Here is a 13,341-nt window from a genome sequence, read left to right as displayed (position 1 = left end):
TACGCCCATGCACATCCAGACCGCGTTCCCGTACGAGACGACCCACGAGGACCTCTACATCCCGCTGCCGGACGGCACCCAGCTGTACGCCCGGATCTGGCGGCCGGTCACGGACGAACCCGTGCCCGCGCTGCTGGAGTACCTGCCGTACCGGCTGAGCGACTGGACCGCGCCGCGCGACTGGCAGCGCCACCCCTGGTACGCCGGACACGGCTACGCCTCCGTCCGGGTGGACGTGCGCGGGCACGGCAACAGCGAGGGCATGCCGGGCGACGAGTACGACGCGACGGAGCTGGCCGACGGGGTCGCGGTCGTCCACTGGCTGGCCCGGCAGGAGTGGTGCTCGGGCCGGGTCGGCATGTTCGGGATCTCCTGGGGCGGCTTCAACTCGCTCCAGATCGCCGCGCTGGCCCCGGAACCGCTGAAGGCGATCGTCACGGTGTGCTCGGCGGACGACCGCTACGACAACGACGTCCACTACATGGGCGGCTCGGTCCTCGCCGTGGACATGCACGCCTGGGCAGCCACCATGCTGGCCTTCGTCTGCCGCCCGCCCGACCCGGCGGACGTCGGCGACGACTGGCGGCAGATGTGGCTGGACCGGCTCGAAGCGGTGGACCCCTTCATCCACACCTGGCTCTCGCACCAGACCCGGGACGCCTACTGGAAGCACGGCAGCGTCTGCGAGGACTACTCCGCGATCAAGGCGAACGTCCTCGCGGTCGGCGGCTGGCACGACCCGTACCGCGACACCGTCCTGCGGCTGGTCGAGCACCTGGACCCGGCGAAGGTGCGCGGGATCATCGGCCCCTGGTCGCACCAGTACCCCGACCGGGGGCTGCCGCCCGGACCGGGTATCGGCTTCCTCCAGGAGACCCTGCGCTGGTGGGACCAGCACCTGAAGGACGAGGACACCGGGGTGATGGAGGAGCCGCTGCTGCGGTCCTGGATCAGCGAGTCGCACCCGCCCGCCACGGTGTACGAGACGCTGCCCGGCCGCTGGGTCGGCGAGACCAGCTGGCCCTCGGAGAACGTCACCCCGGTGGCGTACGCCCTCCAGGGCGGGCCGCAGATCGTCCACTCGCCGCAGCAGACCGGGCTGGACGCCGGGCGGTTCTTCCCCTTCGGCAACGACGCCGACCTGCCGCCGGACCAGCGCGACGAGGACGCCAAGTCGGTCTGCTTCGAATTCCCGGTGGCCGAGGCGCCGATCGAGATCCTGGGCCGCCCCCGGGTGAGCCTCCGCATCACAATGGACGCGCCGCGCGGCCAGGCCGTCGCCCGGCTCTGCGACGTCGCCCCCGACGGCTCCTCCACCCTCGTCACCCGCGGCGCGCTCAACCTCGCCGCCCGGAAGGGCCGGGACCGCACCGAGGACTGGACGCCCGGCGCCACCGAGGACGTCACCTTCGAGCTGAACGGCATCGGGCACACCTTCCCACCCGGCCACCGCATCCGGCTCGCCGTCTCGTCCTCGTACTGGCCCTGGATCTGGCCGCAGGCGGGCTCGGCGGGCTTCACCCTGGAGGCGGACGGCAGCCTGGTCGAGCTCCCGGTGCGGCGGCACACCGAGGACCCCGCCATCCGCTTCGAGGAGCCCGAGCAGTCCGAGCCGCTGGGCGTGGTCTACCCGGAGACACTGGACGAGCCGCGCCCCGAACGGCTCGTCGTCCGCGATGTCGCCAAGGGCGAGTGGCGGATGGAGGTGGACCCCCGCTACGGCGGCACGCGGGTCTACCCGGACGGGCTGGAGTTCACCGAGAACGCGGTGGAGAAGTACACCATCCAGGAGGGCGACCCGCTCTCCGCACGGACCCGGTCCGACTGGACGATCCGGCTGCACCGGCCCGAAATGGCCTGGGACGTGCAGATCGACACCCGCTCCGAGATCACCGCCGACGCGGACGACTTCCACACCGTCAACGAGGTCGTCTGCACCGAGGGCGGCGAGGTCGTCTTCCACCGGACCTGGGAGAAGAGCATCCCGCGCACGTCCGGGTGACGTCGCATGTGAGGCGTACTTTCCGGGGCATTGGGGATGGTTGGGGAGCTGCCGTACGGCAGTCGTCCCGACGTAACGACCTCACCCGCGATTGTCAGCGGGAGAAGGAGCGGCGCCTGGGGCCTTCGAATCCAAGGCGGAGGAGGGAGTGATGGCGGAGCCATCGCGACCGACGACAACGCCGGAGGCGGAGGTCCCAGGCGCCGCGACGCCGCTGACAATCGCGGGTGAGGTCGTAACGTTGTTCCTAAGCGACCCGGAAAGCGAGGCAGCGAACGATGCCCGAGCAGAGCAGTCCGCTCGATGTGCCCGAGGGCGACCCCTTCGGCCCGCACAACCTGCCGTACGGCGTGTTCTCCACCCCCGACCGCCCGGGCGAGCGGCGCGTCGGCGTCCGCATCGGCGACCACGTCCTGGACGCCGGGGCCGCCGCGCTCGCCCTCGGTTCGCCGTACGCCCAACTCCTGGCCCAGCCGGACCTGATGGCCCTGCTCGCGGCCGGGCGCACCGCCTGGCGCGATGTGCGCCGGGCGCTGACCGCGTGGGTCACGGTCCCGGCGCACCGCGCCGACATGGAGCCGCTGCTGCACCCGCTGGACGCGGTGACGCTGCATCTGCCGTACCAGGTCGCGGACTACGTGGACTTCTACGCGAGCGAGCACCACGCCACCAACGTGGGCCAGATCTTCCGGCCCGACGCGGACGCGCCGCTCACGCCCAACTGGAAGCACCTGCCGATCGGTTACCACGGCCGCGCCGGGACCGTCGTGGTCTCCGGCACCGATGTGGTCCGCCCGGCGGGCCAGCGCAAGGCACCGGCCGACCCGGCGCCCGTCTTCGGCCCCTCCGTGAAGCTCGACATCGAGGCGGAGGTCGGCTTCGTCGTCGGCACCCCGTCCGAGCAGGGGAAGCCCGTGGCCCTCACGGACTTCCGCGAGCACGTCTTCGGGCTCTCGCTGCTCAACGACTGGTCGGCGCGCGACATCCAGGCCTGGGAGTACGTCCCGCTCGGCCCGTTCCTCGGCAAGTCCTTCGCGACCTCCGTCTCCGCCTGGGTCACCCCGCTGGAGGCGCTGGACGCCGCCCGCACCGCACCGCCCGCCCGCGACCTCCCGCTGCTCCCCTATCTGGAGGACGCGGAGGAGGACGAGCCCGGCGGCTACGACCTGCGGATCTCCGTCGCGGTCAACGGGCACGTCGTCGCGGAGCCGCCGTTCTCCACGATGTACTGGACGGCCGCCCAGCAGCTCGCCCAGATGACGGTCAACGGCGCCTCGCTGCGCACCGGCGACCTCTTCGGCTCCGGCACCGTCAGCGGCCCCGAGCCGTCCCAGCGCGGCTGCCTCCTGGAGCTGACCTGGAACGGCCGCGACCCGCTGGAACTGCCCGACGGCAAGCGCACGTTCCTGGAGGACGGCGACACGGTGACCCTCACCGCCTGGGCCCCGGGGCCGGACGGCACCCGGGTGGGCCTGGGCGAGGTCTCGGGGCGGGTCGTGCCCGCGGAGTGAGCGCGGCGGACCGGGCGGGGACGGTCCGGATGCCGGACCGGCGGGTGGCGGATCTCGCCCCGGCCGGTCCCGTCACCGCAGGTCAGAAGCGTACCGCCGGGGTCCGTTGATGGCGCAACACTGCGGCAACACCAACTCCCGCACCCCGCCGCTATGGTCCACCGCATGCCAGCCGAACGCACCCGCGAGCACACCGTGCCCGTCGCCGCCGCCCGCCGGCGCCGGCTGCGTGCGGACGGCGCCCGGCTCCTCGCCGACCTGCTGCGCCACCAGGTGCGCACGGGTGCGTTCCCCGGCGGCGTCCTGCCGTACGAGGACACCATCGGGCGCGACTACCGCGTCTCCCGCAACACCGTCCGCCAGGCCCTCGACCTGCTGCGCGGCGAGGGGGTGGTCGAGCGGCAGCCGGGCGTCGGCACGGTCGTCGTCGCCGAGAAGTACCCGCACGCGCTCGACCGGCTCCAGGGCCTGGCGGAGACCCTGCGCGAGCACGGCCGGGTCACCAACGAGGTCCGTACCGTCGGACCCGTCCCCGCCCCGGCCCCGGTCGCCCGGCGGCTCGGGCTCGCCGAGCACACCGACGTGCTCTACATCGAGCGCCGCCGCCTGCTGAACGGGCTGCCGCTCTCCCTCGACCTCACCTACGTCCCGATGGACCTCGGCACCGGGCTGCTCGGCGCCGACCTGGAGAACACCGACGTCTTCCGGCTGCTGGAGTCCCTGACCGGGCAGCGGCTCGGCGACGCCGACATCACTCTGGAGGCCGTCAACGCCGACGCGCACTCCGCCGCCGTCCTGGAGGTCCCGCACGGATCCGCGGTCCTGATGCTGGAACGGCTGACCCGGCTCGCCGACGGCCGGCCCGTGGACCTGGAGTTCATCCGCTTCCGCGGCGACCGCATCAGCATGAACGGCGTGCTGCACCGCGCCTGTTGAGCCCCATACCCCTTCTTTCGACACCCTCCCTGGAGCCCCGCCATGCCTCTGGCGCCCCAGCGGGCCGACGTGCCCGTGACCATCGACGAGTCGAAGTGCATCGACGGATGCACCCTGTGCGTCGACATGTGCCCGCTCGACTCCCTGGCCATCCACCAGGACAGCGGCAAGGCCTACATGCACGTGGACGAGTGCTGGTACTGCGGCCCCTGCGCCGCCCGCTGCCCCACCGGGGCGGTCACCGTCAACATGCCCTATCTCCTGCGCTGAAAGGCCCCGACTCCCATGCGACGCACAGCACCCGGCGCCCTGGCCGGCGCCGCGCTGCTCCTCACGCTCACCACGGGCTGCGGCGGCGGGGCGAGCGCGGACGACAGCGGTACGGTCACGGTGACCGTCGGCTACCAGTCCCGGACCATCAACACCGTCACCGCCGGCACCCTGCTGCGGTCCCTCGGCTACTTCGAGGACGAGCTGCGCAAGCGCGGCGAGCGGGACGGTGTCACGTACAAGGTGGAGTGGCAGGACTACGCCACCGGGGCCCCGATCACCGCCCAGATGACCGCCGGGAAGATCGACATCGGCTCGATGGGCGACTTCCCGCTGCTGATCAACGCGGCCCGGGGCGTCCAGCTGAAGCGCCCCACCCGGCTCGTCTCGGTCACCGGCTACAACTTGTCCGGCGGCCTCAACACCGTCGTCACCGGGCCGGATTCGCCACTCCGCACGCTCACCGACCTGCGCGGCAAGAAGGTGTCCACGAGCGTCGGCTCCGCCGCCGACGGCACCCTCGTACGCGCTCTGCAACAGGCCGGGCTCGACCCGGAGAAGGACATCCGCAAGCTCAACCAGCAGCCTGCCGTGGGGGCTTCGGCGCTTCAGGCGGGCAGCGCGGACGCGTTGTCGCAGTTCGTGGCCTGGCCGGGGCTGCTCGCCTTCCAGGGCCGGGCCAAGGCGCTGTACGACGGCGCCGAGCTGAACCTGCCGACTTTCCACGGCGTCACGGTCAATGAGGAGTTCGCGGAGAAGCGGTCCGCCGTGGTGGAGGACTTCTTGCGCGCCCAGGGCCGGGCAACCGCCTATCTCCACGAACACCCCGTCACCGCCTCGGAGTCCGTCGCGAAGGCCACCGGCCTCCCGGCGGAGGTCGTCCACCTCTACAACGGCGCCCAGGGCATCGCCACCTTCGACCCCACGCTGAAGCCCGCGCTCATCGCCGCCCTGAAGAAGGACGTCCCGGTGCTGGCCTCGGCGAAGCTCGTCGGCGACGTCGACGTGGACGCCTTCGTGGACGACCGCTACATCAAGCGGGTGTACGGCTCCGGCTATGCGAAGGCCCTCGCCGCCGGACCGCCCGCCCGGCGCGGCGGAGAGGTGTGGCTGAAGGGCAAGGACGCCACCACGGCCTTCGCCACCTCCGCCGAAGTGCTGCGGTACGTGGCCGCGCGCCGGGACGCCGTCCGGGCGGCGTACGTCCCCGACGCGAAGACCGGGACGCTGTGGTTCGCGGACCGCGCGGTGTGGGTCGCGGACGGCCCGGAACTGCGGCCGTACGTCACCGGGTCGGCCGCCCGCGCCGATGTGGCGGCGCACCCCGGCGCCCGGACCGTCTCCTACGCCGACGCGCTGAAACGCGCCGGGTCCGCGTCATGAGCGGGCGGTGGTCGCCCGTGCGGCGGGTGCTCTCGCTGGCGGCGGTGCTCGGACTGTGGCAGGCGCTGACCACGTACGACGTCAATCTGTGGCTGCGCTTCGAGCAGTTCCCGACGGTCGGCGAGATCGCGCGCGCGTTCGCGGACCGGGTCGCGGGCGACACGTACTGGCAGGACCTGACCGACAGCCTGACCCGGATCGTCACCGGCTTCGCGCTGGCCGCCGTCCTCGGGGTCACCGTCGGCACCGCCGTCGCCCGCTCCCGGATCGCCGCCGATCTGCTGGGCCCGGTCCTCGAAGTGCTGCGGCCCGTCCCGGCGATCGCGCTGGTCCCCGTCGCGATCCTGCTCTTCCCGAGCAACGAGCAGGGCATCGTCTTCATCACGTGCACGGCCGCGTTCTTCCCGGTCATGGTCTCCACCCGGCACGCGGTGCGCGCGCTGACCCCGGTCTGGGAGGAGGCCGTCCTGACCATGGGCGGCGGGCGGCGGCGCGTGCTGTGGTCCGTGGTGCTGCCCGGCGCGCTCCCCGGCATCCTCGGCGGCCTGTCCGTCGGGATCGGCGTCTCGTGGATCTGCGTGATCTCCGCCGAGATGATCTCCGGCGAGTACGGGGTCGGCTACCGGACGTGGCAGGACTACACGGTGGTCGACTACCCCGGGGTCTTCGTCGGCATGGCCACCATCGGCCTGCTCGGCTGGCTCACCTCCACGGCGGTGGAGCTCCTTGGCCGCCGGCTGACGCGCTGGCTGCCGCGCACGGAGAGCCGCCCGGCCTCCCCCGCGCGCCGCCGCCCCGCCCCGGCGGCCCCCGCCGCCCCCTCGGTCCGTACGGCACAGGAACGGGTGCGCTCATGACGGCTGACACGACTTACGGGCTGCGCCTCACGCTGCGCGGCGCCACGCTCGGCCGGACCGGCGCGCCCGTCCTGGACGGCATCGACCTCGACGTCGTGCCCGGCGAGATCCTGGCCGTCGTCGGCCCCTCCGGCTGCGGCAAGTCCACGCTGCTGCGGACCCTGGCCGGGCTGCTGCCCCCGCTCGGCGGCGAGGTCACGGAGGACGGCGCGCCCGTCACCGGGCCCCGCGCCGAACGCGCCCTCGTCTTCCAGGACGACGCGCTGCTGCCCTGGCGCACCGTCCGGGCCAACGTCGAACTGCCCCTGGCCATCCGGGGCGTGGGGCGCGCCGAGCGGCGGGCCCGCGCCGGGGAGTGGCTGTCCCGGGTCGGGCTCGCCGAACACGCGGGAAAGCTGCCGCACCGGATCTCCGGCGGGCAGCGCCAGCGCGTCCAGCTGGCCCGGGCGCTCGCGGCGGGGCCCCGGGCGGTCCTGATGGACGAGCCGTTCGGGGCGCTGGACGCCCAGACCAGGGCCGGTATGCAGCAGCTCCTGGTCGAAGTGCTCCGGGGCAGCGGCGCCACGGTGGTGTTCGTGACGCACGACGTGGACGAGGCGCTGTTCCTCGGCGACCGGGTGGCGCTGCTGCCGGGCGGCCGGGTGCTGCCGGTGCCGCGTCCGCGCGAACGGGCCGCGCACACCGATCCGGCGACGGTCGCGCTGCGCCGCGAGGTCCTGGAATCCCTCACCACCCTCTGAACTCTCCTCGAACTTCCCTTCCCGAAAGGCTTTCCCGTGCAGATCCCCGCCCTCGCGGACGCCGAGGAACTCTCCTGCGACGTGCTGGTGGTCGGCGGCGGTACGGCCGGCACGATGGCGGCCCTCACCGCCGCCGAGCACGGCGCCTCCGTCCTCCTCCTGGAGAAGGCGCACGTCCGCCACTCCGGCGCGCTCGCCATGGGCATGGACGGCGTGAACAACGCGGTGATCCCGGGCCGCGCCGAACCCGACGACTACGTCGCGGAGATCACCCGCGCCAACGACGGCATCGTGGACCAGTCGACCGTCCGGCAGACCGCGACGCGCGGCTTCGGCATGGTGCGGCGCCTGGAGTCGTACGGGGTGAAGTTCGAGAAGGACGAGCACGGCGAGTACGCGGTCCGGCAGGTCCACCGCTCCGGCTCGTACGTCCTGCCGATGCCCGAGGGCAAGGACGTGAAGAAGGTCCTCTACCGGCAGCTGCGGCGGCGCGAGATGCGGGAGCGCATCCGCATCGAGAACCGGGTCATGCCCGTGCGCGTGCTCACCGGTGACGACGGCCGGGCGATCGGCGCGGCCGGCTTCAACACCCGCACCGGGCAGTTCGTCACGGTCCGCGCGGGCGCCGTCATCCTCGCCACGGGCGCCTGCGGCCGCCTCGGCCTGCCGGCCTCCGGCTATCTCTACGGTACGTACGAGAACCCGACCAACGCGGGCGACGGCTACGCCATGGCGTACCACGCGGGCGCCGATCTGACCGGCATCGAGTGCTTCCAGATCAACCCGCTGATCAAGGACTACAACGGCCCGGCCTGCGCGTACGTCGCCAATCCGTTCGGCGGCTACCAGGTCAACCGGCACGGCGAGCGGTTCGTCGACTCCGACTACTGGTCGGGGCAGATGATGGCGGAGTTCGCGGCGGAGGTGGCCTCCGACCGGGGCCCCGTCTACCTCAAGCTGAGCCATCTGCCGGAGGAGTCCGTCAGCGCGCTGGAGACGATCCTGCACTCCACGGAGCGCCCGACGCGCGGCACGTTCCACGCGGGGCGCGGTCACGACTACCGCACCCATGACATCGAGATGCACATCTCCGAGATCGGCCTCTGCGGCGGCCACTCGGCGTCCGGCGTCCGCGTGGACGACCACGCCCGCACCACGGTGGACCGCCTCTACGCGGCCGGTGACCTGGCCTGCGTCCCGCACAACTACATGATCGGCGCGTTCGTCTTCGGCGACCTGGCGGGCGCGGACGCGGCCCGTTTCACGGCGTACGAGGGCGAGTTGCCGGCCGACCAGCTGCGGGCGGCGCACGAGCTGGTCTACCGGCCGCTGCGCAACCCGGACGGGCCGCCGCAGCCCCAGGTCGAGTACAAGCTGCGCCGCTTCGTGAACGACTACGTGGCTCCGCCGAAGTCCGGGGCGCGGCTGTCGATCGCCCTGGAATCCTTCGAGCGGATGCGGACGGACCTCGCGGAGATGGGCGCGAAGACCCCGCACGAGCTGATGCGGTGCGCGGAGGTGTCGTTCATCCGCGACTGCGCGGAGATGGCCGCGCGATCCTCGCTCGCCCGCACGGAATCCCGCTGGGGGCTCTACCACGAGCGCACGGACCATCCGGAGCGGGACGACGCGGACTGGTTCCACCACCTGGACCTGTACAAGTCGGCGTCCGGGGCGATGGAGTTCACCGCGCGTCCGGTGGCGCCGTACCTGGTCCCGGTGGAGGGGTTCGCCCCGGCCGGGGGGCCGGTGCGGCGGATCGGCGCGGTGGAGCCGGTGGGGGTGGGGACGGCGGGGGCGCGGGAGGCGGCTCCGGTGTCGGTGCGTCCTCCCGTGGAGACGGCCTCCGAACCGGCCGTCTCCACCTCGCCGCGCATCCTGGAGCTGCTGGCACTGAGCGAGGGCGCACCGGACCTGGCGTCGCTGACCCCGTACCTGGACGACCCGGACCCCGCCGTCCGCCGGGCCGCCGTCGCCGCGCTCACGGAGTCCACCCCGCCGGGCGCGGGCCCGGCGCTGGCCACGGCCCTGGGCGACCCGTCGGCCGCCGTGCGCGCGGCCGTCGCGGCGTCCCTGCGCGAACTGGTCGAGGTCCTGCCCCCGTCCCTGGAGCTCCGCACCCCGCTGGTCGCCGCGCTCTCCTCGGCCGACGCGGTGGTCCGCGCCGCCGCCCTGGACACCCTGCGGGCGCTGCGGCTGGGCGACGCGGAGCTGTACGCGGGCACGCTGGGCGATCCGGACCTCGGCGTCCGGGTGGAGACCGTGCGGGCGCTTGTCTCGGTGGACGCGGTGGAGGGCCTGTCCCGCGCGGCGGACGACCCGGCCCGCGAGGTCCGCGTCGCGGTGGCGAAGGGCCTGGCCGCCGTCCACTCCCCCGCCCCGGCCCCGCTCGCCCCGCTCCTGGACGACCCGGACGCGCTGGTCCGCGCGGCGGCCCTGGGCGCGCTGGCGGACACGGGCTGCCCGGGCGCGTACGCCGCCCGCGCGACCGCCGCCCTGACAGACCCGGCCTGGCAGGTCCGCGCGGGCGCGGCGAGGGGGCTGACCTCGGCGGATCCGGGGCGCGCGGTGGGCCCGCTGGCCGGGGCGCTGGACGACCCGAACGCAGACGTCCGCAAGGCGGCGGTCCTGGCGCTGCTCCGTCACCGGGACGCCCCGGGGGCCGGGGAGGCGCTGGCGGGAGCGGTTTCGGACCCGGACGCGGACGTGCGGGCGTATGCGGGGCGGGGGGTGGCGGTCAAGGGCGCGTGAGTCGTCCACACGTTCAGGGGAGCCGCTTCCGGTTCCCGGCGGATACGCTGAAAGCTCCCGCGAGACTCCGTCCATGGGAGCACTGATGAGCGTCGAACCCGAGGTCCCGGAACCGCGGTGGGCGGTCCCGCCCGAGGGCGGCTGGACCGCCGATGACCTGGACACGCTTCCGAATCTGCCTCCGCATACGGAGCTGATCGACGGGAGCCTTGTCTTCGTGAGTCCGCGGAGCCTGTTCCATTCTCGGGCGGTTGACTTCTTCAACTGGCAGTTGCAGTCGCTGGCGCCGCCCGACCTGGAGGTCGTGCGTGAGTTCACGATCGACATCGACCGCTACAACCGGCCCGAGCCCGACGTGATCGTGGTGGACGGCGAGATCGTCCAGGACCCGAGTCAGACCCGCTTCCCCGCCGAAGCCGTCCAGCTGGCCATCGAGGTCGTGTCGCCGGAGTCAAGGTCGCGGGACCGGGAGACCAAGCCGGTGAAGTACGCCCGGGTGAAGATCCCGCACTTCTGGCGGGTGGAGAACCACGACGGCCGTGCCGTGGTCCATGTCTTCGAGCTGGAGCCCGCCACCGGCGCCTACACCTCGACGGGGATCTTCCACGACCGGATGAAGGTGTCCGTCCCCTTCCCGGTCGACCTCGACCTCGGCGCCATCACGCCGCGCCGCCGGGCGGCGGACCCGCAGTAGGCCCGCCGCACCCGACCCCGCTCACTCAAACTCCGGGGGCTCCTCGTCCCAGCCGAATTCGGCGTCGTCGTGGGGGGCGGCGGGCGCGGGCATTGCCCGGGCGGCCGGGGCGGGCCTTTGGGCGGGGGTCGGAGCCGGGGCGGACGGGGATTCCGCAGCCGGCGGGGTCGGGGCGGTGGTTTCGAGGCCGGCCAGGACCTCCAGGACCCCCTCGCCGTACGTCGCGAGCTTCTTCTCGCCCAGGCCGCTGATGCCGCCCAGCTCACCCAGGGTCGTCGGGTGGATCGTGGCGATCTCGCGGAGGGTGGCGTCGTGGAAGATCACGTAGGCGGGGAGGCCCAGTTCCTTGGCCTGGGCGGCCCGCCAGGCGCGCAGGGCCTCGAAGACGGGGACGGCCGTCTCGGGGAGATCGGCGGCGGCCGCCTTCGGCTTGCGCTCGCCGCGGGCGGACGAGGACGACCGGGAGGCCGTCGGCTTCTTCGGCTCCTTGCGGAGCTGGACCTCGCGCTCCCGGTTGAGGACCGCGCCGCTCGCCTCCGTGAGGACCAGCGTGCCGTACTCGCCCTCGACGGCGATCAGGCCCTGGGCCAGGAGCTGGCGGACCACGCCGCGCCACTCCGCCTCGGACAGGTCCTCGCCGATGCCGAAGACCGACAGCTGGTCGTGGTCGAACTGGATGACCTTGGCCGTGCGGCGGCCGAGCAGGATGTCGATGATCTGGCCCGCGCCGAACTTCTGGCCGCGCTCCCGCTTCAGCCGTACCACCGTGGACAGCAGCTTCTGGGCGGAGACCGTGCCGTCCCAGGTCTCCGGCGGGGTGAGGCAGGTGTCGCAGTTGCCGCAGGACGTGGCCGCCGGCTCCTGGCCGAAGTACGTGAGGAGCTGGGCGCGGCGGCACTGGGCCGTCTCGCACAGGGCGAGCATCGAGCCCAGGTGCGCGGCGGCCCGGCGGCGGAACGCCTCGTCGCCCTCGCCGCCCTGGATGAGCTTGCGCTGCTGGACGACGTCCTGGAGGCCGTACGCCATCCATGCCGTGGACGGGGCGCCGTCGCGGCCCGCCCGGCCGGTCTCCTGGTAGTAGCCCTCGACGGACTTCGGGAGGTCCAGGTGGGCGACGAAGCGGACGTCCGGCTTGTCGATGCCCATGCCGAAGGCGATCGTCGCGACGACGACCAGGCCCTCCTCGCGCAGGAAGCGGGACTGGTGGGCCGCGCGCGTCCCGGCGTCGAGCCCCGCGTGGTACGGGACGGCCTCGATGCCGTTGCGGCAGAGGAATTCGGCGGTCTTCTCCGTGGACGCGCGGGAGAGGCAGTAGATGATGCCCGCGTCCCCGGCATGCTCCTCCTTGAGGAAGGCGAGCAGTTGCTTCTTCGGGTCGGCCTTGCCCACGATCCGGTACTGGATGTTGGGCCGGTCGAAGCTGGCGACGAAGTGCTTGGCGTCGGGCATGCCGAGCCGCTGGGTGATCTCCCGGTGCGTGGCGTCCGTCGCGGTGGCCGTCAGGGCGATGCGCGGCACGTCCGGCCAGCGCTCGCCGAGCACCGACAGGGCCAGGTAGTCGGGACGGAAGTCGTGGCCCCACTGGGCGACGCAGTGCGCCTCGTCGATGGCGAAGACGGAGACCTCGCCCCGGGCCAGCAGCGCCAGCGTGGAGTCCAGCCGCAGCCGCTCCGGGGCCAGGTAGAGGAGGTCCAGCTCGCCCGCGACGAACTGGGCCTCCATCGAGCGGCGCTCGTCGAAGTCCTGCGTGGAGTTGATGAACCCGGCCCGCACGCCGAGCGCCCGCAGCGCGTCGACCTGGTCCTGCATGAGGGCGATCAGCGGGGAGATCACGACGCCGGTGCCCCGGCGGACCAGGGCCGGGATCTGGTAGCAGAGGGACTTGCCGCCACCGGTGGGCATGAGCACGACGGCGTCCCCGCCGGCCACCACGTGGTCGACGATCGCCTCCTGCTCGCCGCGGAACGCCTCGTAACCGAAGACGCGGTGCAGGGTGCGCCGCGCCTCGCTCTCGGCCGTGGCGGCGGCCCCGCCCGTGCTCACATCCGTGGTCATGCCCGTCACGCCCGTCCCGCTCATCGCTCTGTCCCCCGATACCGGTCCCGCTGCGTCCCAGCGCTCTCCCCTGCCACGATAGGCGCCCCCTCCGACAACGCCGGACGGGCTTGACTTCCCGAGGGAAGGCCAAGCCCGTCCG

The 13,341-nt window shown here is 73.1% G+C and carries 10 protein-coding genes; 9 read left to right on the top strand and 1 reads right to left on the bottom strand.

Going from position 1 to position 13,341, the window contains the following annotated elements; genetic code table 11:
- Positions 1-7: 7 nt before the first annotated feature.
- The 9 genes from OHS17_RS19560 (at position 8) to OHS17_RS19520 (ending at position 11,144) form a co-directional block, all read left to right on the top strand.
- The gene (locus OHS17_RS19560; RefSeq protein WP_330313228.1) at positions 8-2,002 is read left to right on the top strand and encodes a CocE/NonD family hydrolase; all 1,995 of its coding nucleotides are present in this window, start codon (positions 8-10) and stop codon (positions 2,000-2,002) included.
- Between the two features lie 278 nt (positions 2,003-2,280).
- Positions 2,281-3,513 (top strand): fumarylacetoacetase, encoded by a 1,233-nt coding sequence (gene fahA / locus OHS17_RS19555; RefSeq protein WP_330313227.1) that lies wholly within the window; start codon positions 2,281-2,283, stop codon positions 3,511-3,513.
- A 165-nt stretch (positions 3,514-3,678) separates the two neighbouring features.
- The gene (locus OHS17_RS19550) at positions 3,679-4,449 is read left to right on the top strand and encodes a GntR family transcriptional regulator (protein WP_330313226.1); all 771 of its coding nucleotides are present in this window, start codon (positions 3,679-3,681) and stop codon (positions 4,447-4,449) included.
- A gap of 42 nt (positions 4,450-4,491) precedes the next feature.
- Entirely contained in the window at positions 4,492-4,719 is a 228-nt protein-coding gene (locus tag OHS17_RS19545) for a 4Fe-4S dicluster domain-containing protein (RefSeq protein ID WP_018101329.1), read from the top strand.
- 15 nt (positions 4,720-4,734) lie between these two features.
- The gene (locus tag OHS17_RS19540; protein ID WP_330313225.1) at positions 4,735-6,102 is read left to right on the top strand and encodes an ABC transporter substrate-binding protein; all 1,368 of its coding nucleotides are present in this window, start codon (positions 4,735-4,737) and stop codon (positions 6,100-6,102) included.
- Positions 6,099-6,959: an ABC transporter permease gene (locus OHS17_RS19535; protein WP_330313224.1), complete on the top strand. Its 861-nt coding sequence runs from the start codon at positions 6,099-6,101 to the stop codon at positions 6,957-6,959. The genes OHS17_RS19540 and OHS17_RS19535 overlap by 4 nt, the downstream gene beginning before the upstream one ends.
- Entirely contained in the window at positions 6,956-7,699 is a 744-nt protein-coding gene (locus OHS17_RS19530; RefSeq protein ID WP_330313223.1) for an ABC transporter ATP-binding protein, read from the top strand. Before OHS17_RS19535 ends, OHS17_RS19530 begins: the two co-directional genes overlap by 4 nt.
- Positions 7,700-7,735: 36 nt before the next feature.
- Positions 7,736-10,450, top strand: a complete 2,715-nt coding sequence (locus tag OHS17_RS19525; protein WP_330313222.1) for a fumarate reductase/succinate dehydrogenase flavoprotein subunit — start codon at positions 7,736-7,738, stop codon at positions 10,448-10,450.
- Between the two features lie 85 nt (positions 10,451-10,535).
- Complete coding sequence (locus OHS17_RS19520; protein WP_330313221.1) at positions 10,536-11,144, top strand: Uma2 family endonuclease; 609 nt, start codon at positions 10,536-10,538, stop codon at positions 11,142-11,144.
- A 21-nt stretch (positions 11,145-11,165) separates the two neighbouring features.
- Here OHS17_RS19520 and recQ read toward each other — a convergent pair whose 3' ends face one another.
- Positions 11,166-13,223, bottom strand: coding sequence for a DNA helicase RecQ (gene recQ, locus OHS17_RS19515; RefSeq protein ID WP_443066142.1), 2,058 nt, complete (start codon positions 13,221-13,223; stop codon positions 11,166-11,168).
- Positions 13,224-13,341: the final 118 nt, after the last annotated feature.

Source organism: Streptomyces sp. NBC_00523, assembly GCF_036346615.1.
In the GTDB taxonomy this organism is placed as follows: domain Bacteria; phylum Actinomycetota; class Actinomycetes; order Streptomycetales; family Streptomycetaceae; genus Streptomyces.
The sequence above is the reverse complement of the archived record's forward strand: the minus strand, read 5'-3'. Positions and strand labels throughout refer to the sequence as shown.